Annotated in this window: 24 protein-coding genes; 15 read left to right on the top strand and 9 right to left on the bottom strand. The window is 74.6% G+C overall.

Annotated features, from left to right (window positions below; translation table 11 throughout):
* Window positions 1-43 precede the first annotated feature (43 nt).
* The gene (locus OP18_RS24480) at window positions 44-448 is read right to left on the bottom strand and encodes a ribosomal maturation YjgA family protein (RefSeq protein WP_052387240.1); all 405 of its coding nucleotides are present in this window, start codon (window positions 446-448) and stop codon (window positions 44-46) included.
* On the bottom strand, window positions 441-1073 hold the full coding sequence (locus tag OP18_RS57500; protein ID WP_156089733.1) for a hypothetical protein: 633 nt from the start codon (window positions 1071-1073) through the stop codon (window positions 441-443). The genes OP18_RS24480 and OP18_RS57500 overlap by 8 nt, the downstream gene beginning before the upstream one ends.
* Window positions 1074-1132: 59 nt before the next feature.
* Between OP18_RS57500 and OP18_RS24490 the strand changes: the two genes are divergently transcribed.
* Window positions 1133-2056: a bifunctional helix-turn-helix transcriptional regulator/GNAT family N-acetyltransferase gene (locus OP18_RS24490; RefSeq protein ID WP_033361355.1), complete on the top strand. Its 924-nt coding sequence runs from the start codon at window positions 1133-1135 to the stop codon at window positions 2054-2056.
* 350 nt (window positions 2057-2406) lie between these two features.
* Here the strand turns inward: OP18_RS24490 and OP18_RS24495 are convergent, their stop codons facing one another.
* Window positions 2407-3138 carry a VOC family protein gene (locus OP18_RS24495; RefSeq protein ID WP_033361356.1) on the bottom strand — a complete coding sequence of 244 codons (732 nt, stop codon included), beginning with the start codon at window positions 3136-3138 and terminating at the stop codon, window positions 2407-2409.
* Between the two features lie 20 nt (window positions 3139-3158).
* Window positions 3159-3974, bottom strand: a complete 816-nt coding sequence (locus OP18_RS24500) for a phytanoyl-CoA dioxygenase family protein (protein ID WP_033361357.1) — start codon at window positions 3972-3974, stop codon at window positions 3159-3161.
* 48 nt (window positions 3975-4022) lie between these two features.
* Between OP18_RS24500 and OP18_RS24505 the strand changes: the two genes are divergently transcribed.
* The 3 genes from OP18_RS24505 to OP18_RS24515 all read left to right on the top strand — a co-directional run bounded on the left by OP18_RS24505 (window position 4023) and on the right by OP18_RS24515 (window position 6757).
* Window positions 4023-5042, top strand: coding sequence for a LacI family DNA-binding transcriptional regulator (locus OP18_RS24505; protein WP_033361358.1), 1020 nt, complete (start codon window positions 4023-4025; stop codon window positions 5040-5042).
* Between the two features lie 114 nt (window positions 5043-5156).
* Entirely contained in the window at window positions 5157-5957 is an 801-nt protein-coding gene (locus OP18_RS24510) for an LPXTG cell wall anchor domain-containing protein (protein WP_052387241.1), read from the top strand.
* Between the two features lie 158 nt (window positions 5958-6115).
* A complete protein-coding gene (locus OP18_RS24515) occupies window positions 6116-6757 on the top strand; it encodes an NADPH-dependent F420 reductase (RefSeq protein ID WP_033361492.1) in 642 nt (213 codons plus the stop codon).
* A 10-nt stretch (window positions 6758-6767) separates the two neighbouring features.
* Here the strand turns inward: OP18_RS24515 and OP18_RS24520 are convergent, their stop codons facing one another.
* Together OP18_RS24520 and OP18_RS24525 are read right to left on the bottom strand one after the other, a co-directional pair.
* A complete protein-coding gene (locus tag OP18_RS24520; RefSeq protein ID WP_245635509.1) occupies window positions 6768-7532 on the bottom strand; it encodes an IclR family transcriptional regulator in 765 nt (254 codons plus the stop codon).
* A 97-nt stretch (window positions 7533-7629) separates the two neighbouring features.
* Window positions 7630-8388 (bottom strand): alpha/beta fold hydrolase, encoded by a 759-nt coding sequence (locus OP18_RS24525; RefSeq protein WP_033361360.1) that lies wholly within the window; start codon window positions 8386-8388, stop codon window positions 7630-7632.
* Between the two features lie 68 nt (window positions 8389-8456).
* Here OP18_RS24525 and OP18_RS24530 point away from each other — a divergent pair, with 68 nt between their 5' ends.
* Together OP18_RS24530 and OP18_RS24535 are read left to right on the top strand one after the other, a co-directional pair.
* Window positions 8457-9032: a hypothetical protein gene (locus tag OP18_RS24530; protein WP_156089735.1), complete on the top strand. Its 576-nt coding sequence runs from the start codon at window positions 8457-8459 to the stop codon at window positions 9030-9032.
* Window positions 9033-9083: 51 nt separating this feature from the next.
* Window positions 9084-9467 (top strand): YybH family protein, encoded by a 384-nt coding sequence (locus OP18_RS24535; protein WP_033361362.1) that lies wholly within the window; start codon window positions 9084-9086, stop codon window positions 9465-9467.
* Between the two features lie 13 nt (window positions 9468-9480).
* On the opposite strand, the gene OP18_RS57505 is transcribed toward OP18_RS24535, so the two are convergent.
* Window positions 9481-9645 (bottom strand): hypothetical protein, encoded by a 165-nt coding sequence (locus OP18_RS57505; protein WP_156089736.1) that lies wholly within the window; start codon window positions 9643-9645, stop codon window positions 9481-9483.
* Window positions 9646-9792: 147 nt separating this feature from the next.
* Here OP18_RS57505 and OP18_RS61920 point away from each other — a divergent pair, with 147 nt between their 5' ends.
* Entirely contained in the window at window positions 9793-9921 is a 129-nt protein-coding gene (locus OP18_RS61920) for a hypothetical protein (protein WP_260710351.1), read from the top strand.
* Between the two features lie 146 nt (window positions 9922-10067).
* On the opposite strand, the gene OP18_RS24540 is transcribed toward OP18_RS61920, so the two are convergent.
* Complete coding sequence (locus OP18_RS24540; protein ID WP_052387242.1) at window positions 10068-11036, bottom strand: SLAC1 family transporter; 969 nt, start codon at window positions 11034-11036, stop codon at window positions 10068-10070.
* Window positions 11037-11132: 96 nt separating this feature from the next.
* On the opposite strand from OP18_RS24540, the gene OP18_RS52945 reads away from it, so the two are divergent.
* From OP18_RS52945 to OP18_RS24580, 8 genes are all read left to right on the top strand, one after another.
* Entirely contained in the window at window positions 11133-12821 is a 1689-nt protein-coding gene (locus OP18_RS52945; RefSeq protein ID WP_081971058.1) for a serine hydrolase domain-containing protein, read from the top strand.
* An 8-nt stretch (window positions 12822-12829) separates the two neighbouring features.
* On the top strand, window positions 12830-13501 hold the full coding sequence (locus OP18_RS24550) for a response regulator transcription factor (RefSeq protein ID WP_033361363.1): 672 nt from the start codon (window positions 12830-12832) through the stop codon (window positions 13499-13501).
* Window positions 13498-14559: a HAMP domain-containing sensor histidine kinase gene (locus OP18_RS24555; protein WP_081971059.1), complete on the top strand. Its 1062-nt coding sequence runs from the start codon at window positions 13498-13500 to the stop codon at window positions 14557-14559. Before OP18_RS24550 ends, OP18_RS24555 begins: the two co-directional genes overlap by 4 nt.
* Window positions 14560-14627: 68 nt before the next feature.
* Window positions 14628-15512, top strand: coding sequence for a helix-turn-helix domain-containing protein (locus tag OP18_RS24560; RefSeq protein WP_033361364.1), 885 nt, complete (start codon window positions 14628-14630; stop codon window positions 15510-15512).
* An 83-nt stretch (window positions 15513-15595) separates the two neighbouring features.
* Window positions 15596-16486, top strand: coding sequence for an MBL fold metallo-hydrolase (locus OP18_RS24565; RefSeq protein ID WP_033361365.1), 891 nt, complete (start codon window positions 15596-15598; stop codon window positions 16484-16486).
* Complete coding sequence (locus OP18_RS24570; RefSeq protein WP_052387245.1) at window positions 16473-17873, top strand: carboxylesterase/lipase family protein; 1401 nt, start codon at window positions 16473-16475, stop codon at window positions 17871-17873. The genes OP18_RS24565 and OP18_RS24570 overlap by 14 nt, the downstream gene beginning before the upstream one ends.
* A 211-nt stretch (window positions 17874-18084) precedes the next feature.
* Window positions 18085-18603, top strand: coding sequence for a GAF domain-containing protein (locus tag OP18_RS24575; RefSeq protein WP_052387246.1), 519 nt, complete (start codon window positions 18085-18087; stop codon window positions 18601-18603).
* A 207-nt stretch (window positions 18604-18810) separates the two neighbouring features.
* Window positions 18811-20622, top strand: a complete 1812-nt coding sequence (locus OP18_RS24580) for a sensor histidine kinase (RefSeq protein ID WP_052387247.1) — start codon at window positions 18811-18813, stop codon at window positions 20620-20622.
* Window positions 20623-20658: 36 nt separating this feature from the next.
* Here the strand turns inward: OP18_RS24580 and OP18_RS24585 are convergent, their stop codons facing one another.
* Complete coding sequence (locus tag OP18_RS24585; RefSeq protein WP_033361366.1) at window positions 20659-21303, bottom strand: hypothetical protein; 645 nt, start codon at window positions 21301-21303, stop codon at window positions 20659-20661.
* Window positions 21304-21310: the final 7 nt, after the last annotated feature.

Consider the following 21310-nt stretch of genomic DNA (forward strand, 5'->3'; position numbering starts at 1 on the left):
CGGTGCGCGGATTGAACCGCGTCACCGCCCCGGAGCGGGTGTTTCACCGTTGCGCGCGGCCGTCCGCCCAGGTCGCGCCGTGAAACTTTCTCGCGAGCAACAGGTGGACCAGGACCAGGGGCACGACACCGGCCGGGTACCAGGCGAGGTCGACGGGGTCGAACTTCACGCCCAGCGCATATCTGGCGAGCAGGCTGCGCGACGACAGCTCGGCCGGGACGCCGGTGAGCTGCGCGAGCTCCATCGCCCAGCACCAGGCGATCGCGGCCGCGCCGGCCACGAGCGGGGTGGTGCGGGGGCGCAGGACGTACACGCCGGCGTAGATCATCGACGCGTACAGGGCGGTGCCGGAGTACTGGCGCAGCGCACCGTCGTCGACGGCCCGGATGGCGAACGCGACGGCGAGCGCGAGCGCGGCCCCGAGCAGGCCCAGCAGGCGGTTACGCACGGCCGGGGAACTTCGCGGCGCGGCCGGTGCGCAGGTCGACGGCGGGGCCGGCGGACTTCGGCGGATCCGTGGTGAGCAGCGCGGTATGGCCGACGGGGACCCGCACGGCAATGATCATCGAGGCGACGGGGCTGCCGTCGGAGGGGTCGACCAGGGGGGCGGACTCGTACACCGCCGGGAGCGTACAAGCGGTCGCCGACGGGCAGCTGGTGCGCCACGCGTCGGCGGGTCGGGCGAAGACGGTCACCGTGGTCAGGATCCGCGCCTTCTGGTCACCACCCGCCGGTCGCCGCACGAGGGCGAGGACGTACTCGGTGGCGTCGTCGTTGGCGATGAGCCCGTCGCCGTCCTTGCCCCAGGACACGTCGCGTTCCGTGGCGGCGTCGAGCTGTCTCGTGGTGACGACGGCGTCGATCCGGACGGTGTCGAGGTCGCCGCCGGTCGCCACGGTCACCGGCCCGCCGGCGAGCCGCTCCAGCAGCGCCCGGTCGGCGTCGACGCAGCACTCGTCGTAGTTGGCCGGGGTGTCCTGGACCGCCTCGTCGAACGTGTCCGCGAACGGGCCGATGCAGCCGAGCAGCATCACCGCCGCCGCGGCCAGGGGCCATGCCGTTGATCGTCTCACCGCGCCGAGTATGCCCACCCCACGCCACCACGCGGGATTACCTGACTATAGTCAGACATGTGACCGAAGATCTGGTGGCGACCGTCCGCCGCTTCAACCGCACCGTGACGCAGCGCGTCGGCGCGCTCGACGACGAGTACCTGTCCCGGGGACGCCCGCTCGGCCAGGCCCGTCTGCTGTGGGAGATCGGTCCGGCCGGCGCCGAGGTCGCCGCCCTGCGGGCCCGGCTCGGCTTGGACGCCGGCTACCTGAGCCGCCTGCTGCGCGCGCTGGAGTCCGACGGTCTGGTGGTCGTCGCCGCCGGCACGGGTGGCGACGCCCGCGTGCGCGAGGTGACCCTGACCGCCGCCGGCCGGGCCGAGTGGACGCTGCTCGACCGCGGCTCCGACGACCTGGCCCAGTCGATCCTCGGCCCGCTCAGCACCGGCCAGCGCACCCGCCTGGCGACCGCCATGGCCGAGGTCGAGCGGCTGCTCATGGCCTCGATGGTCGAGCTCGCCCCGTGCCCGCCCGGCGACCCGCGCGCCCGTGCCTGCCTGCGCGCGTACGCCCGCGAGCTGGCGCACCGCTTCGACGACGGCTTCGACACGACGGTCAGCGCCCCGGTCGACGACGACGACCTGGTCCCCCCGCGCGGCGTGTTCCTGCTCGCCACGCTGTCCGGCGAGCCGGTCGGCTGCGGCGCGCTGAAACTGCACCGCGACGCCCCCGCCGAGATCAAACGCCTGTGGGTGTCGGGCACCGTGCGCGGCCTCGGCGTCGGCCGCCGCATCCTCACCGACCTGGAGCACCGCGCCGCCGAGGCCGGCCACCGCTCGGTCCGCCTGGACACCAACCGCAACCTCGTCGAGGCGATCCGCCTGTACCGTTCCAGCGGCTATGTGGAGGTGCCCCGCTACAACGACGAGGCGTACGCCCACCACTGGTTCGAGAAGGCGCTGACCCCGGTCAGCAGCCCGGCTCCGGGCTCCCCGGGACACTGAACGCGAGCGCCCCGCCCTCGCGGTACCTCGCCTTCGGCCGCCCTGATGCAGTGATGGTCGGGCAGCGCGGCGCCGTGGAGCAGGAGTGGGGCAACCTGCTGGCCCGCGTCCGGCGGGACGACGTCGGGTCGGTGCCGGTACGTCGTCTGGTGGGACCACCCGTTCTACCCCGAGCCCTGTCACCGCCCGGTGGTGCAGCTCCTGACCACTGACGTGAGCGAGGCGGTCGCCCTGGCGGTCCTGTTGTCCCGGGCCTGGCAGGCCGGGCCCGACCGAGCCGGCGGCTCCGCGTAGGCCGCCGCGGTCCTACCGGCGGATGTGGCAGGTCCCCACCTGGATCGCTGTCCTGGTCACCTCGCTTTGTGCAGGTAGAAGGGCTTGCCGGCGGGGTCGAGCAGGACTCGGCAGCTCGGGCCGGCGGCGGCCGTGGTGGCGCCCAGGCTCAGGGCCGCCCGTTCGGCCTCGTCGAGGTCGTCGGCCGTGACGTCCAGGTGGAGCTGCCGCGGGTGGGCCGGGTCCGGCCAGCGGGGTGGGGCGTAGCCGGCGACCCGCTGGAACAGCACCGGCCGGGTGCCGGGTTCGCCGATCATCGCGTTGTCGTCGTCGCTGTAGGTCAGAGGTTTGCCGAGCAGGGCGGTGTAGAAGAAGCTCAGCAGCAGCGGGTCGGGGCAGTCCAGGACCGGGCCGAGCAGCTGGACGCCGGGGGCGCCGGGCTGCCAGCAGAGGTCGAACGGGTGCCCGGCCGGGTCGGCGACGGTGAGCCAGCGGTCGTTGCGGCGCAGCAGGGTGCCACCGAGGGACTCCGCGCGGCGCAGGGCCGGCTCCAGGTCGGGGACACGCAGGTCCAGGTGCGCCTGCTGCGGGCGCTCCTGGCCGGGCCACCGCGGCGGGCGGTGGTCCGGGGCGTGCTGGAAGCCGACCGTCCAGCCGTCGCCGGCGTCCAGCGCCGCCCGGCCACCGGCGTCCGGCCGCGAGGGCGGGGCGGCGGGCGACAAGGGCCAGCCGGTCAGGTCGCGGTAGAACGCGGCCAGCGCCCGGTGCTCAGCGGCGTCGAGGACGACCGCGACCAGGTTCCCGATCATCCGCCGAGGATAGGCGGCCGCTACTCGGCGGCGCCCATGACGAGGCCCTCGATGGTGTGCTTCTGGTTGATCGGGGTCAGCGCGTCCACGACCGGGCAGTGCAGGTGGTCGCGGACCGCCTGCGGCAGCGCCGCCCAGTAGTCCCCGGTGACGGCCATGTCGTGGCGGTCGGCGTTGCCGGCGTCGGGGGCGTCGACGCCGAGGACCAGGACCGGGCGCGGGGTGTCGGAGATGTTGGCGGTGCCGCGGTGGATGGTGAGCGCGGAGCGGGCGGAGATGTCGCCGCGGCGGGGGTACTTGCGGACCGCCAGCTCGCGGTACCGCTGCCAACGCTCCTTCGGCGGGAACATGCCGTGGGCGAAGTCGGGCTCGTCGTCGAACTGGGTGCCGGGCGCGATCTCGAAGGGGCCCATGGCCTCGACGGTGTCGACGCCGGTGAGGTTGAAGGCGAGGGAGTTGAGGCGGCGCTCGCGCCGGGTGGCGTCGGGCATCGGGAAGTCGCGGTGCCACGGCTGGTCGACGGCGCCGGGCAGCGGGACGTCGAAGCCCAGCTCAACGATCTCGTACCGCGGGCCGAGCACGGCGGCGCACACGGCGGTGACCCACGGGTGCGTGACCAGGTCGACGAAGCCGCGCAGCTGCTCGGGGTGGATCTCGACGTAATAGCGGTTGGGGCCGCGGCCGACCGCGCCGCCGGGGCGGTCGAGGGCGTCGGTGAACGCGAGCTCGATGTCCTCGCGCATCCGGTCGGCCCATTCGGGGGTGAAGGCACCGGGGCAGGCGGTGATGCCGTCGCGGTAGATGTCGTCGCGGGCACGGTCGGCGGAGAGCGTCATCCCCCGATGTTGCAACGTTGCATGCAACGTTGCAAGTGGTGGCCTACGATGACCTTCGTGGGAGCCAGCCTCAAGGACGTCGCCGAGCGGGCCGGCGTGTCGGTGCGCACCGTCTCCAACGTCGTCAACGACTTCCCGATGGTCGCCGCGGACACCAGGGCCCGGGTCCAGCGGGCCATCGACGAGCTGCAGTACCGGCCCAACGCCGCGGCGCGCAGCCTGCGCGGCGGGCGGTCGGGGCTGGTCGCGCTGGTCATCCCGGAGATCGCGTCACCGTACTTCGGCGAGCTCGCGGCGCTGCTGACCCGCGGCGCGCAGGCCCGGTCGTGGACGCTGCTGGTGGACCAGACCGACGGCGACGCCGACCGGGAGCGGCGCCTGTTCGACGGGGTCCGCGGCCAGGTCGTGGACGGCCTCATCATCAGCCCGTGGGCGGTCAGCCCCGACGACCTGCTCCCCCGCCCGGGCCGCCCGCCGCTGGTGCTGATCGGCGAGCAGGACGGCCAGTTCGACCACGTGGCGATCGACAACGTGGCCGCGGCCGCCGACGCGACCCGGCACCTGATCGGGCTCGGCCGCACCCGCATCGCCGCGATCGGCCCGCAGCCGCACCTGGCCAACGGCACCGCCGCGCACCGGCTCACCGGGTACCGGGCCGCGCTCGCCGAGGCGGGCCTGCCGCACGACCCGGCCCTGGAGGTGCCGGTGCGGGCCCTGCACCGCGCCGACGGCGCCGCCGCCCTCGAGGGCCTGCGCGCCGCCGGGGTCGCGTTCGACGCGGTGTTCTGCTTCACCGACCAGCTCGCCCTCGGCGCCCAGCGCGCGGCGCTGCGGGCCGGCCTGCGCATCCCGCGGGACCTCGCGGTGACGGGGTTCGACGACATCGAGGACGGCCGGTACGCCACGCCGTCGCTCACCACGATCGCGCCGGACAAGGCGGCGATCGCCGAGCAGGCGCTGCGGTGCATCGCCGAGCGGCTCACCCCGGCCGGGGCGGGGCTCCCGCCGCGGCGGATCACGGTCGCGCACCGCCTGGAGGTCCGCGAGAGCACCGACCCCTCCAGGTAGGACACGCCCGGTAGGTGGGGCATGACCGACCGTACAACGTAACGCCACGCGGGCCTCTGCCGCCTCTTCAGCCGCAAGCTGAACTCGCGTCACGACCCGGAGGCCCCGTTGTCCATGCCCACTGGGCGGCTGCCGCTGCGCAAGCTGCCCCGCATCCTGGTGCCTGCCGGCGCCGCCCTGGCCGCCGTGCTGGCCGCCGCACCCGCCGCCGCGTCGGTCACGCTGCCGCTGCACAGCGCGCACCGCGGCGCCACCGCCGCCGGGTTCGGCACGCACAGCTGCGACCAGATCCCCGGCCAGTACCAGGGCGCCGGCGCCGACGGGTTCGTGTTCGTCCTGCCCGGCAACGACGCGAGCTTCGTGTCGCTGACGCTGAAGTTCCAGCCGGTCGCCGGCGGTGAGGTCACCGTCCACATCGCCGACGCGTCGGACCCGTACCCGGACGGCATCCTCAACGACAAGGGCACCAGCAAGGCATGGGTCGTCGTGCCGGCCGGCTGGAAGCTGCTGGACGGCTCGGCGGTCGTCGACAACGACGCGACGAAGGCCGACGACTTCAACCTGACGCACACCTGCCCCGCCACCACCACCTCGCCGTCGCCGTCGCCCTCGCCGACGAAGTCGGCGTCGCCGTCGCCGTCGACCAGCCAGTCGACCAGCCCGTCGCCGAGCGACTCCGGCTCGGTCGAGGGCAGCTCCGCGGTCCCTTCCGGCACCGTCACGCCCGGACCCGGCGGCGGTGGCGGCGGCGGTGGCGGCAGCCTGCCGGTCACCGGTGTCGCGCTGACCAGCATGACGTTGACCGCGGCCGGTCTCATCGCCGCCGGCGTGGCGCTGCTCATGGTGCGCCGCCGGCGCGAGCTGCCGACGTTCGTCGCCGACGGCCCCGAGCAGGGACCCGACGCGCAGGACTGACCGGCACAACTGAACGGCAGGACCGACCGGGGCCGTCCGCGTGGCATCGCGTCCACGCGGGCGGCCCCTGCGACTGGACCGGTCCCGGGCCTTGAACGACCATGAATCCGGTCGGAATTTCCGGGAATATGGGCAGGTCCGCCCGGGTTGGGCTGACCGTGACAACTTTTGGCATCATCGGGGCAGGCAACATCGGAAGCCAGGTCGCCCGGGCGGTGATCGCGCTGGGGCACGACGTCGTGATCGCGAACTCGCGGGGGCCCGAGACGTTGTCCGCCCTCGTCGCGGAGCTCGGCCCGTCCGCACGGGCGGCGACCGCGCGGGAGGCGGCGGCCGCGGGCGACGTCGTGGTGGTCACGGTGCCGTTCGGCAGGTTCCGTGAGGTTCCGGTCGAGCCCCTCGCCGGCAAGATCGTGCTCGACACCAACAACTACTACTGGGAGCGCGACGGCCGGTTCGAGGAGCTCGACCGCGGCGAGGCGACCACCTCGGGGCTGCTGCAGGCGCACCTGCCCGACTCGAAGGTGGTCAAGGCGTTCAACCACATCGCCGCCGCCGACATCACCACTGACGGCTCCCCGTCCGGTACGCCGGGGCGGCGCGCGCTGGCGGTGTCCTCGGACCATCCGGACGCGGTCGCGTTCGCCGCGGATCTCTACGACCGGATCGGGTTCGACACGGTCGACGTCAGCCCGCTCAGCGAGTCCTGGCGGGTCGAGCGCGACCGGCCCGCCTATGTCGTCAAGCAGGACAAGGCCGAGCTGGAAGCGAACCTCGCGAAGGCGCCACGCACGGTCTGACCCGCGGGCGTCACCGCGGGCGATTCGGCACCCGGTAGCCCAGCCGCGCCGACAGCTCGGCCGCACCGTCGCGGACCAGCCGGGTCCACGCCGCGTGCGTCGCCGGGGTCCAGCGGATGATCGGCGCGGAGACGCTCATCGCCGCGACGGTGGTGCCGGTGTGGTCGCGCACCGGCGCGCCGACGCAGCGCACCGCGCTGTCGGACTCGCCGTCGTCCACCGCCACGCCCTCGGCCCGGACGCGGTCGAGCTCGGCGCGCAGCCGGTCCGGGTCGGTGATGCTGTCCGGTGTCATGCCGAGCAGGTCGCCGCCACCCACCCGGGCGTCGAGGTCGGCGGGGGAAAGGCTCGCCAGCAGCACCTTGCCGACCGCCGTGCAGTGCGCCGGCAGCCGCCGGCCGACCGCGGACACCATCCGGACGGGGTGCGTGCTGTCGGCCTTCACCAGGTAGATCACGTCGGCGCCGTCGAGCACGGCGGCGTGCACGGCCTCGTCGCAGGCGGCGGCGACGGCCCGGGCCACGTCCTGCGCCTCCCGCACCAGGTCCAGCTGCCCGGCGAACGCGGCGCCGAGCTGGAACAGCGGCATGCCGAGCCGGAACATGACCGGCTTCCCGGGCTCCGAGATCAGGTACGAGCGGGCGACCAGGGTCACGAGCAGCTCGTGCACCGTGGTCCGGGGCAGGCCGAGCCGCTCGGTGATGTCGCCCGCGGAGAGCCGGGGGTGGTCCAGGAACAGTTCGAGGATGTCGAGCGTGCGGATGACCGCTGGCACCACGCGGGGCATATGGAAGGTCCTTCCGGGATGTCGTACCGGATCCGGGATTTCGAACCGGCGATCGTCCGGCAGGATAATGCCGCGCGGCGCCGCCTCAGCCGCCCACCGTCGCCATGGTGAGCACCAGCTCGGCGAACTGCCCGGGCCGCGAGTAGGGAACCGCGTGCGACGCCGCCACCGTCGTGGTGCGCGCGGCGGGTGCGGCGGCGGCCAGCCGCCCGATCCAGTCCGGCGGCGCGAACCGGTCCTGCGCCCCGGTCGCCAGCAGCACCGGGCAGCGCAGCGCGCCGATCACGTCCTCCGGCCGGTCCCGCAGGCCGCTGCGCACGAACCGGGCCAGTGTCACCGGCCCCGCCCGCCAGTAGTCGGGCCCGGCGGCGACCAGCCCCGACGGCGGCTCCCGCCCCGTGCTGCCCGCCCACGCCCGCACGAGCGGCCGGATCCGGCGTACCGCCGGCGCGAACGTCGGCCCGGCCAGGACCACCGCGGCGACCGCCTCCGGCACGGCGAGGGCGGCGTGCAGCACGGCCTGCGCGCCGGTGGAGTGCCCGGCGAGCACCACCGGCCCGCGGGCGTGCGCCCGCAGCCACCCGGCCGTCGCCGCCGCCACCGCCGGCACCGTCGCGGCGCACGCGCGGCCGCGCCGGTGCCCGAAGCCCGGCAGGTCCAGCAGCGACACCGCGGTCTGCCGGCCGACCAGCTCCGCCGCGTGCGCCATCGACCCGACCGAGCCCAGCCCCGGCACGAGCACCGCCGGCAGCAGGCCGGCCCGCGCCCCGCCGCGGACCAGCACCCGGACCGGCCGCCCGCCCACCTCGTGCCACCGGACCCCCAGGTCCGCGCCGTCACCCATGCCACCCGGCGCTGCCCACCCGATCGACGCCGAAACATCCTCCGGTGCCGTGGCCTATGATCGTCGGCGTGACGGAACCCTTGGCAGCACCGTTGCCCGAGCTGGTCGGTGAGGTCGGCGGCATCGAGTCGATGGTGGTCGACGGGCGGCGCTGGTTCTTCGGGTTCTCCTACACCTCCGATCTGGTGCTCACGCCGCTGATCGCGGACCCCGGCGCGATGGCCCGGTTCGCCAGCGAGTTCATGCGGCAGGCCGACGGCACGCATGACCCGGCGTACTGGCTGGAGCTGGTCGAGGACTCGGTGGCCGACTCGGGGCTGACCGGCAACGACGAGGACCGGGTCGTGGACACCGCGGCGCTGGCCCGGGAGCCGGCCCTGTCCTACCACCTGCGGTACGTGCTCGACGCGGCGACGGGCTGGCAGGACGACGCCGTGTACGAGGAGCCCGACGTCGTCGCGGCGTTCGCCACGATCGGCGTGGCCCGCAGCCGGCACGACGTTGACGGCCTGGACCAGGTGGTGGCGGCGCTGAGCGGCGAGCACCGGGCGGCCGCGGAGCTGATCCTGCGGCGGTACGTGGCCGAGAAGCTCGACCATCTGCCGGGCAACTGGCCCGAGGTGTTCGCCGGTCTCCGGCCGTAGCGCTCGGCTACGATCCCTTCGACGTCGATGAGTATCGAAGGGAGTCGCCCGGTGGCGCGGACCGGACTGGACGAGGCACTCGAGGAGCACCTGTCGGCGCTGGAGCGCAAGGACCTCGACGCGTACGCGGCGACGCTCGCCGACGAGGTGGTGCTGATCCTGCCGGACGGCACGCTGCTGGACGGCAAGGCGGCGGTGGTCGAGCTGCACCGGGAGATGTTCGCCGACGACAGCTGGACGCAGGAGCGCACCGTCCGGCGGGTTTTGTTGGCGGGCAGCACCGGCTGGGTGCTCATCGAGTACCGCTTCGTCGTCGTGGACGCCGAGGGCGCGGTCGTGTCGGACAACCGGGCGTACTTCACGCTGACCTACGCGCTCGTCGACGGCCGCTGGCTGGTGGTCGCCGACCAGAACACCAGGCTGCCGTCAGCCTGACCGGCGGCTGCCGTCAGCCTTCCCGGCGGCGGGTGGCGAGGATCAGCCCGCTGCCGGCGGGCAGCTCGACACAGACGAGCCCCGGGTCGCCGAGCAACGTGTCGCGCACGGCCGTGACGCTCGCGACGTGGTCCGGTCGGGTGTACCGGCTGAGCTCCATGTCGTCGACGAGCAGCACCCCGCCCGGGGCGAGCGCGGCGACGGTGTGCCGCAGGCCGGTCCATACCCGCGGCCGCGGTGTCGGGTAGGCGACGCGCGGCGTGGGTATCAGGCGGTGCCCAGGCCCGTCTGGTTCAGCATGAGCCCCACGAAGGGAGCGACCCCCATGACCGCACCCGCTCCGATCCCGCCGGCGCGCCAGGTGGTGCTGCGCTGGCCGGACCTGCCGGACACCGCCCGCGCCGCCTGGGAGCAGGCCGAAGAGCGCCCGCCGCGGCGTCAGCCGGCGCCGTAGCAGACGAAGCCGGCGTCACCGACGACCTGGGGCGCTGCACGGTGCCGGACCCGCCCACCGGCCCGCTGCGGATCCGGTGGGGTCCGGCGGGCCCGGTGACCGCCGCGGTCGGCACCGCCACGTTCCTCACCTGACGCCCGCCGGGCTCAGTTGAGCTGCGGCAGGAAGCGGTGCCGGGCGAGGGCCGTCGTCGTCTTGGCCGCGAGGGCGCCGACGAACAGCGTGATCGCCAGGATCACGACCCAGGCCCAGATCCGGTGGCCCGGCGGGTGGGCGTAGGCGATCCAGTGCAGCGCGAACGTGGCGACCGCCGCGTAAGGGAAGGCGTACGCCCAGAAGCCCGAGTTGAAGCGCAGGTGGCGGTACACGCCGACGAGGCGGACCTGGACGACGGCCGCCAGGAGTGTGTAGCCGGCGAGTCCGAGGCTGACGGCGTCGACCTTGCCGCGGGTCATCGCCAGGTAGGCCAGGCCGGCGAGGGCGGGCGGGGCCACCCCGATCGCGAGAGTGGGTCGCAGCTGCGGCGGCAGCGGCGGGCGGAAGTACAGCCGGGCCTGGATCGCCGACTCGATGACGAGCCACGACACGAGACCGAGGCCGAAGCACACCCGGGCGAGGCCCTGCCAGCCGGCGAGCGCCGCGCCGATGGTGGCGACGAGCCCTCCGGCGACGGCGGGCAGCACGTACCCGGGGTGCAGCCGCTCCAGGTCGAGGCCGCCGGCGATCCACTGGCCGGTCATCCACCCGGCCAGCACGACGGTGGCGGCGGCGAACACCCCGAACAGCCACCGGCCGGCGGACTGCTCGTGCCGCATCAGGCCGATCGCCAGCAGCATGCCGACGATCGGGATCAGCGCCACGAACGGTCCCAGCACCGGGTGCGTCAGCTCGGCGGTCCAGCCGCCGGGTCGCCGCGGCACCTGCACGGCGTAACTGATCAGCAGCGTCAGCCAGACCGCGGCCGCCACCAGGCACAGCAGGTCGGAGACGAGCTCGGGGGCCAGCCGCAGCATCGCGGCGTAACCCCAGCAGCCCGCGAGCCCCGCCAGGCCGTACGCGATGCCGAACAGGTTCGGGGTGACCCCGACGTGCGGTTCGCCGGTACGTTCGTCCACGGCGGAGCCCTACCCGGCGCCCAGCGGTTGTACCGGTGCCGCGCGCGCCGGTCTCGTTTACAGCTCGTTCACGGGGCCGTGCCTAGCGTCGCCGCCATGAGAAAGCATCTGGCCCTGCTCGTGGCGGCGTTGCTGCTGCTGGCGGCCTGCACCGAGGACACCCCTGGGCCCGCGCCGCGACCGTCCGCCGGTACGTCCGGACCGTGCGCCCGCGAGACGGACGCGGCGCTCAGCGCGTGGGCGGTCGCCGGGTTCAGCGGCTCGATCGCGGTCGCGACCGCGGGCCGGTTCGACTGCCTGGTGGCGTACGGGTCGGCGGACGACCGCGCGGCCCGCCCGAACACGGCCGGCACGGTGTTCAGCATCGGGTCGATCACGAAGGCCTTCACCGCGGCGGCGGTGTTCCGGCTCGCCGACGAACGGAAGCTCACCCTGGACGACCGGGCGCGGACGCTGCTGCCGCAGCTGAAGGGGCCGGTCGGCGACGCCACCGTCCGGCAGCTGCTGCTGCACACCAGCGGCCTGAAGGGCACCCACGCTAACGACAGCCAGCCGATGAGCCGGGAGCAGGCGCTGCAGGCGATCGACGCGCTGGAGGTGACCGGGAAGCCCGGCGAGCACTACCTGTACTCCAACGCGGGGTACACGCTGCTCGCGCTGATCGTGGACCAGGTGTCGGGCTCGGGCTACCGCGACTACCTGACCTCGCGGATCCTGCGGCTGCCCGACGGCCGCACCGCCGGTGGCTTCTGGAGCGGTCAGCCGGCCGCGCCGCAGCCGCGGGCGGTCGGCTACCGCGAGGACGGCACGGCCGGCGAGGCCGGTGACTTCGCCGGGCCGTACTGGGCGGTCGAGGGCAACGGCGGGCTCGCCATGACCATGAAGGACCTGGCGGCGTGGACGCACGCACTGTTCACCGGCGGGATCGTCGCCGCGGACTCGGTGAAGGCGATCGCGGGCGCGGGCGCCGGTCGGGAGATCGGCGACGGGCGCACCGAGGTGCCGGGCTGGGTGGCGTTCGACGCCTCGCGGTTCGGCGTCCCGTTCCTGACGACCGCCGGGGGTGGCGGCGACGTCGGGCATAATGCGGTCGTTGTGTGGCTTCCCCAGCAGCAGCGGGTGATCGCGATGGCGTCGAACAAGCCGAGGATCTCGGCGGAGCAGCTGCTGGAGCGGATCGGGCCCGCGATCGCCGCGGCGAAGCCGTTGCCGGCCCCGCCGTCGCCGGCCGGCGGCGGCGCGCTGGCCGCGGCGACCGGCACGTACCAGCTGGACGGGGGCGGCTCCTTCGAGGTGTCCGTCCGCGACGGCCGGCTGGCGGTGAGCGCGGCCGGGGCCGACGCGGTCGCCGCGCTGTTCCCCCCACCGGCCGGTGTCACCGCCGGCGACCTGCGCCGGCACGAGGAGCTGGTGCGGGAGCTGCTGGCCGGCAGGACCCTGGAGGGGCGCAAGGAGCGGGCCGCGTTCGAGGCGCAGTACGGGCCGATCGACGACGTGCGGCTCGCCGGCACCGTCGCGCAGGGCGGCGAGCTGCGCACGTACGTCACCGTCGTGGCCCGGGGCAGGCAGGTGCTGGGCTACTTCGCGCTGAACGAGGCCGGCGGCGTGGAGGCCGCCGAGGTGCCGACCGCGAAACCGGCGCTGGTGTTCCTGCCGTCCGGCGACGACCGGTACCACCCCGACGACCCCACCGCGGGCGGCCCGGATGTGATCCTGGCGTTCGCGGAGGCGCGGATGACCCTGACCGGCCCGGCCGGGTCGACGGCCGCGCGCCGGGTGAGCTGAGGCCACGCATGCGCATCCTGCTGGTCGAGGACGATCCGGACCTTGCCGACGTCGTCGCCATGGGGCTGCGCAACGAGTCGTACGCGGTCGACGTCGCCGGCACCGGCGGCGCCGCAGAGGAGCTGCTCCGCGCGACCGCGTACGACGTGGTCTGCCTCGACCTCGGCCTGCCCGACGGCGACGGGCTGGACCTGCTGCGCCGGCTCGGCGGCGACCGGGACCTGCACCGGCCCAGGCGGCTGCTGGTGCTCACCGCCCGCGACGCGGTCGAGGACCGGGTCGCGGGGCTCGACGCCGGCGCCGACGACTACCTGGTCAAGCCGTTCCACTTCGGGGAGCTCGCCGCCCGGCTCCGCGCGCTGGGGCGCCGGGGCGAGGAGCTGGGGTCGACCGTGCGGGCCGGTGACCTGGCGCTGGACCTCGCCACCCACCGCGCCTGGCGGGCCGGCGTGCCGCTGGCGCTGACCCCGCGCGAGTTCTCGCTGCTGCGGTACTTCATGCACCACCCGGGCACGGTGCTGTCCGCGGAGGAGCTGCTGGAGCACGTCTGGGACGTCAACGCGAACCCGTTCACCGCGTCGGTGCGGGTGATCCTCAGCCGGCTACGGCGCAAGCTCGGTGAGCCGTCGCCCATCGTTACCATCCCCAACGTCGGCTACCAGCTGCGGAGCGAACCGTGACACGACCATGGCGATCGCTGCGGGTGCGGCTGGCGACGCTCGGCTTCCTCGCCAGCTACCTGCCGGCGCTGCTGCTGTTCGGGGTGATCTCGGCGACCGACACGGAGGTCACGTCGACGGCGCAGGACGGCCGGCCCGTGGTGACCGGGTCGACGGTGGACCTGGCGGGCTGGCCGCTCGGCACGCTGCTCGCGCTCGCCCCGGTTGCCGCGGCGCTCGCCTGGTGGTGGGCGGGGCGCGCGGTGCGCCCGCTGCACCGGGTGCGCGCGGTCGCCGAGGAGATCGAGGCCACGGACCTCAGCCGCCGGATCGCCCTCGACAAGGGGCCGACCGAGGTGACCGCGCTGGCGGCCGGCTTCGACGGCATGCTCGACCGGCTGGAGGCCGCCGCGGCCACCCAGCGGCGCCTCATCGAGGAGACGAGCCACGAGCTGCGGCTGCCCCTGGCGGTGCTCATGACCAACGCGGAGGTGCTGCTCGCGCATCCGGCGCCGACGCTGGAGACCTACCGGCAGGGCCTGGAGCGCTCCCGTGCGGCCGCCGGGCGCCTCCAGCGCACCATCGAGGAGCTGCTCGTGGACGCCCGCGGCCGGGCCCGGACGATCGACCGCCGGCCGACCGATCTCATGGCCGTCGTGCGTGAGCTCGTCGCGGACGCCGGCGTGCTGGCCGCGCCGCGCCGGGTCACCGTCACCGTGAGCGGGCCGCCGGCCGTCGTGTGCCGGGTCGACGAGCCCACCGTCCGGCGGGCCGTGTCCAACCTGCTGGACAACGCGGTCCGGCACGCACCGGACGGCACCGCGGTCGGCGTACGGCTCGATCAGTCACCGTCGACGGTCGCCGTCACGGTCACCGATCACGGACCGGGCATCCCACCCGACCAGCAGGACCGGATCTTCGAACGGTTCTGGCGCGGCGGCACCGGCAGCGGGCCGGGCAGCGGTCTCGGCCTGCCGATCGCCGGCCAGATCGCGCAGGCCCACGGCGGCGGCGTCACCGTCACGTCGCCGGGCCCGGACGGCGACGGCGCCGTGTTCCGCCTGACGCTGCGGCCCTGACCGATCCTGGCGGAGCCTGTCACTGGCAGGGTGTGGCTGGCCCGCGCGCCGGTCCTGATACTCGGTACATGGACAGCAGGCGGCAGCTCGGCGAGTTTCTCGCGACCCGGCGGTCGCAGCTGCGGCCGCAGGACGTGGGGCTGGCCGGCTACGGCGACCGCAGGCGGGTGCCGGGCCTGCGCCGCGAGGAGCTCGCCATGCTGGCCGGGGTGAGCGCGTCCTACTACGCCCGGTTGGAGCAGGGGTCGTCGCTGAACGCCTCGCCAGAGGTGCTCGACGCGCTCGCCCGGGCGCTGCGGCTGGACGAGGCCGAGCGCCGCCACCTGCACGTCCTGGCGGCCGGCAGCCGGGCCCGGCCGGCGCCGCGGCGCACCGCGCCGGAGCGGCTGACCGCCGAGCTGGAGCAGCTGGTCGAGGCGATGGGCGAGACGCCGGTGGTGGTGCTCGGACGGCGCAGCGACGTGCTGGCCTGGAACCGGACCGGCCACGCGCTCTTCGCGGGGCACCTCGACCCGGCCGGGCCGCGGCTGCCGCGCCACCGGCCGAACATGGCCCGGCTGGTGTTCCTGGACCAGCACACCCGCGAGCTGTACGCGGACTGGCCGGCCAAGGCGCGCGCCGTCATCGGCACGCTGCGGCTGGCGGCCGGGCAGTTCCCCGCCGACGCGGCCCTGTCGGCGCTGGTCGGTGAGCTGACGGTCCGCAGCGGCGAGTTCGCCGAGCTGTGGGCGGCGCACCGGGTCAAGTCGGGCGCCGGCGCCACGTACGAGCTGCGGCACCCGCTGGTCGGCGCGATGACCGTCACCCAGCAGGCGCTGCGCACCGAGCACGGCCACACGGTCGTGGTCGCCACCACGGAGCCCGGCTCGCCGTCGCGGGCGGCGATGGCGCTGCTCGCGCACAGCACCGCGTTCCCGGCGGCGGCGCGCCACTCCCCCGCGCGCGCCGAATAGCCGTCTCCTTTCACCGCAACTTTTCCGCATGTGTACGGCGATGCCGCGCGCCCTGCGCCGGCCACGAATCGAGGAGCACCGCAATGCACGACATCAAACTTGGTGACGTCACCGTGACCCGCGTCGAGGAGATGCACGGCCCGATCATGCCGACCGGCGCGTTCTTCCCGTCGGTGCCGGACGAGGCCTGGCGGCGCCACGAGGCGCAGCTGGTGCCGGACCACCTCGGCGGCGGCATGGTGCACGTGGCCATGCAGACCTGGGTGCTGCGCAGCGAGGGCCGCACCGTCCTGGTCGACACCGGCGTCGGCAACGACAAGACCCGGCCGGCCGTCGAGGCGTGGGACCACCTGCGGCTGGACTTCCTCGGCAACCTCGCCCGCGCCGGCGTGCGGCCCGAGGACGTCGACCTGGTCGTCAACACGCACCTGCACGTCGACCACGTCGGCTGGAACACCCGGCTCGTGGACGGCGAGTGGGTGCCCACGTTCCCCAACGCCACGTACCTGATCCCCCGCCCCGACTTCGTGTTCTGGGACCCGGCGAACAACCCGGGCGTCGCGGGCGGCGTCAACGAACACGTCTTCGAGGACAGCGTCGCGCCGGTGCTCGCCGCCGGCCAGGTCCAGCTGTGGCAGGACAGCCACACCGTCGACGCGCACCTGCGCCTGCGAGCCGCGCCCGGGCACACCCCCGGATCCAGCGTGCTGATCCTGGACTCCGGCGGTGACCGGGCGCTGTTCGCCGGCGACCTCATCCACACCCCGTTGCAGGTGATGGAGGCGGGCCACAACAGCTGCTTCTGCGAGGACCCGGCGGCCGCCGTGGCCACCCGCCGCGAGCTGCTCGGCTGGGCCGCCGACCGCAACGCCCTGGTCCTACCGGCGCACCTGAGCGGGCACGGCGCGCTGGAGGTCGAGCGCCGCGGCGACGCGTTCGCCATCAAGCAGTGGGGTCCCTTTGACCGTCTGTGACACCACCTCGGGCCCGGTCCGAGGGCTGGACACCGCGTACGGCACCGCGTTCTTCGGGGTGCCCTACGCGGCCGGTCCGGTCGGCGCGGCCCGGTTCGCCGCGCCCGAGCCGCACGAGCCGTGGACCCGGGTCCGGGACGCGACCCGGCGGGGTCCGACCGCCCCGCAGCCGCGGCGGGACGCCTTCGGCGCGCTGGACATGTCGCCGTACTTCGGCCCCGGCTGGCGGCGCGGCACCGACTACCTCAGCGTCAACGTCTGGGCGCCGCCGGTGCGCGCCGTACCCGCGCCCGTCATGGTGTTCGTGCACGGTGGCGGCTTCGTCGCCGGTTCGGCCGACGCCCCGCTGTACGACGGCGCCGCGTTCGCCCGCGACGGCGTCGTCCTCGTCACCGTCAACTACCGCCTCGGCGTCGCCGGCTTCCTGCACCTGCCCGGCGCCCCGGACAACCGCGGCCTGCTCGACGTGCTGGCCGCCCTGCGCTGGGTCCGCGACAACATCGCCCGGTTCGGCGGCGACCCGGGCAACGTCACCCTGTTCGGGCAGTCGGCCGGCGCGGTCATCGCCGGCGCGGTGCTGGCCGACCCCGCCTCGGCGGGCCTGCTGCGCCGGGTGATCAGCCAGAGCGGCAGCGGCCTCGCCGCGTTCACCCGCGAGCAGGCGGCCGTCGTCACCGCCGGCGCGGGACGCGAGCTCGGCATCGAGCCGGCGGTCGCCACGTTCGCCGGCATCGGCGACGACCGGCTCGTCGAGCTGACCCCGCGGCTGTCCGCCCGGCGGCTGCGGACCCCGCTCGGCGGCATCACCGCGTGCGGCCTCGTGCTGGACCGGCAGCCGGCCGTGGCCGTCGCGGCCGGCGCGGGCGCCGGCGTCGACCTGCTGATCGGCGCGAACCTCGACGAGGGTGCGCTGTACCTGGCACCGTTCGGCGGGCAGGAGGCCGGCACCGAGGCGGCGCTGCTCGCCACCGCGGCCCGGTTCCACCCGGATCCCGTCGAGGCGGTCCGCGCGCACCGGGCGCGGTGGCCGGACGCGTCCGTGGCCGAGCTGCACACGGCCGTGCTCGGCGACGGGTTGTTCGGCGCCGGTACCCGGGCGCTGACCGAGGCGCACGCGGCACACGGATCCACGTGGGCGTACCGGTTCGCGTGGCGGTCCGGCGCGCTCGGCGGGCGGCTCGGCGCCAGCCACGTGATGGAGCTGCCGTTCGTCTTCGACCGGCTGGACCTGCCGGCCCTGCACGGGCCACGGGCGCTGCTCGGCGAGGGTCCGGCGCCCCGCGACCTGGCGGGCCGGATGCACGCGGCCTGGGTGCGGTTCGCCGCGACGGGCGACCCCGGCTGGCCCCGCTGGCCCGAGGTGGCCGAGTTCGGCGGTGCCGCGTGAGCCGTGCCGCGCGGACACCGGCATCCCGGCCGCGGCCGCGCCGGCTCACCCGTGACGGACGAGCCGGCGGCGATCATCCGGAACGGGTGACGGCCCGGGCCGGATGATCGCAGACCGTTGTCGGCGACGGTGGAGCGTCGAACACTGGAAGTAATGCCGTCAACCGCGTCGTGCCGCGCGTGCGACACCGTACCCGGGAAGGCCGTCGATCATGGATGCGTCCGAGCTGCTGGACATGGCGGTGGCCGATCTGGCCCTGGTACAGGACCTCGAGCAGGCCCAGCACATCATCCGGAGCGCCGCGAGGCGCCTGGCGAACGCCCACGGATCGACCGTGGTGCTGCTGGAAGAGGGGCATTGCTTCTACGCCGACGAGGACGCGGTGAGCCCGCTGTGGAAGGGGCAGCGGTTCCCGGTGCAGCAGTGCATCAGCGGCTGGTCGATGCTCAACCGGCAGCCCGCCATCGTGCCGGACATCCAGTTCGACGAGCGGGTGCCGCAGGAGGCGTACCGGCCGACGTTCGTGAAGAGCCTCGTCATCGTGCCGATGCGCGTCGGAGATCCGCTCGGCGCGATCGGCGCCTACTGGATCCAGCCGCACCGGGTCACCGACGAGGAGCTGGCGCGGCTGCAGGCGCTGGCCGGCGCGGCCGGCGCGGCGCTGACCCGGCTCATGGCGTCGCCGGCGCCCGACATGGTGGGCTCCGGGGCGATCGGCATCCTCGTCTAGCGCGACACGTCATCATGCGATCCGGAGGGCCGGCGGGTGAACCAGGCCGTCTCCAGCGGAATGTACTTTTTGCGATAGAATGCCGGTGCAGGAAGCTGCGTCAGCACGGCCAGCGATCCCCGGTGCATCCCGCGCCGGCCGCAGGAGCAGGCTTCATGTTGACGGCGAGGTGAAAGACGGTCGCCGGTGTCCGCAAACCTGGTTCCGTTGCTGCTGAGGCCGCACCCGCCACCGTCCTGGGTCGGGCTGGTCGTCGCCACGGCGTGCGTCGCGGTGGAGACCCTCGTGATGTTCGCCCTCAGGGACGGCTCGCCGCTGGCCGTCGCGGGCGCCCTGTACTTCTGCGGCGTCCTGATCGTCTCGATGGTCTGGAAACCCTGGCTCAGCGTCCTGACCGCCGTCATCAGCGTCCTCGCCTTCAGCTTCTTCCAGGTGCCGCCGGCGCTGTCGTTCAGCTTCTCCGCGAGCCGGGACCTGCTGATCCTGCTCATGTTCACCGGAGCCGGGCTGGCGACCAGCCACCTGGCGGGCCTCGCCCGCTCCCGCGCCGCCGAGGCGGCCGAACGCCGCCAGGAAGCCGCCCTCGCCACCGAGCTGGCCAAGCACATCCTGTGCGCCGACGACCTGCGCTCGGCGCTCGTCCCGGCGGCGCGGCGGCTCGCGGAGGCGCTCGAGCTGCGCTCCGCCGTTATCGAGCTCGACGCCGTCCCCGGCGACGCGCAGCGGGTCGCGTTCCCGCTGTGTGACGGCGCGACCCGGCTGGGCACCCTGCTGATCCCCGCCGACGTCCCCAAGCGGACGCTGGAGCGCCTCCGGCAGCGGGTCGTGCCGACGCTGGAGTCGTTGCTGTACGCGGCGCGCGACCACGAGGCTGTCGTCACCTCGCTCAACGCGAGCCGCAAGGTCACCATGCTGGTGGCGGAGCAGGCCGCGTGGCGGCGGGTGGCCACGCTGGTGGCCCGCGGCGCCTCGCTCAACGAGGTGTTCGAAGCGATGACCGAGGAGCTCTGCCGGTCCCTCGGCGAGGTCCGCACGACGCTGATGCGCTACGAGCCGGACCACACCGCCACCTGCCTGGCGGGTCTCAACGACCCGCACGGCCCGACGTCGGTCCCGCTCGACGGGCACAGCGTCGCCGGCGCGGTGCTGCGCACCAGGCGCCCGGCCCGCATCGACGGCTACGACGGCATCCCCGGCCCTGCCGCGGAGACCGTACGCGGCCTGGGCATCCGCTCGGCGGCGGGGGTGCCCGTCATGGTCCAGGGGCGTCTGTGGGGCGTGCTCGCCGCGGTGTCCTTCACCGCCGACACCATGCCGCCCGCGGCCGAGCGGCGCCTGAGCGACTTCAGTGACCTCATCGCCACCGCGGTCGCCAACGCCGAGCACCGGGCGCAGCTCGCCGCCTCCCGCGCCCGCATCGTCACCGCCACCGACAACGCCCGCCGGCAGTTCGAACGCGACCTGCACGACGGCGTGCTGCAACGCGTCGTCTCGCTCGGCCTCCAGCTGAGCATGACCGAGGCGTCGATGCCGCCGGAGCTGACCACGTACAAGACCCAGCTGTCCCGCACCGCGCAGGGCCTCAACGGCGTGTTCGAGACCCTGCAGGAGGTCTCCCGAGGCATCCATCCGGCGATCATGTCCATGGGCGGTCTCGGCGCCTCGATCAGGACCCTCGCCCGCCGCAGCGAGACCCCGGTGGACCTGGACCTGCACATCGGCCGGCGGCTGCCCGACCCCACCGAGGTGGCCGTGTACTACATCGTGTCCGAGGCGCTCGCCAACGCCGCCAAGCACGCCCGCGCCACCATCGTGCACATCCGCGCCGAGACGGAGGACCAGGTGTTCCGCCTGTCGATCCAGGACGACGGCGTCGGCGGCGCCGACCTCGGCGAGGGCACCGGACTGATCGGCCTGCAGGACCGCGTCGAGGCCCTCGGCGGCCACATGGAGGTCGTGAGCCCACCCCGCCAGGGCACCGCGCTCCTGGTCAAGATCCCCATCGACGAAGCGGCGTAGCGGACCGCACCCGCGCCGACGGCACGTACGCGGCGATCACCCGCCCGGCCGGTCGGCCCCCGCTCGGCCGTGCCCGCCCCGGCGCTTCGCGCGACGCTCCGCCGGGTAGCGACCGGCCACATCGTGCTCCAGGCGCGACCCCCGCCCACGACGGGCCGCGCCCGGCCCGGTGCGGCCGGCGACCCGGTGTCCCGACGCCGCGACCTCCCAGAAAATCTTGACGGGTCGGTGAGAGATCGTCCCGGCGGCCGGCACGACATCCACGAGCACGGTCGCCATCCCGGCGACCATCGGCATGCTCCGAAGGGAGCCGATCATGTTCGACTGGAGCTGGTGGTGCCCGCCGCGGCGGCGACCGGCCGCGACCGGCGGCGGCGCGCCCGCCGGCAGGACCCTGGCGGCGGCGGTGGTGACGGCGGTGGCGCTGACGTCGGCGGTGGCCGTCCCGCCGGCACCCGCGCACGCGTGGGCGACCGACTTCGCGGTGCCGAGCGGCTCGTCGCAGCCGGCCGCCGCCGCGAACGCGGTGGCCGCCACGATCGTGTCCGTCGCGCGCCGTCCGGACACCCTGGACGTCTTCTGGATCCGCCTCGACGGTGCGGTCATGACCGCGACGTGGAGCGACGCCCGCCCGGTGTGGGAGTGGTGGCAGGTGGCCCCGCCGGGCTCGGCGATCGGCACCTGTTCT

It is taken from the genome of Dactylosporangium aurantiacum (assembly GCF_000716715.1).
GTDB classification, from domain to species: Bacteria; Actinomycetota; Actinomycetes; order Mycobacteriales; family Micromonosporaceae; genus Dactylosporangium; species Dactylosporangium aurantiacum.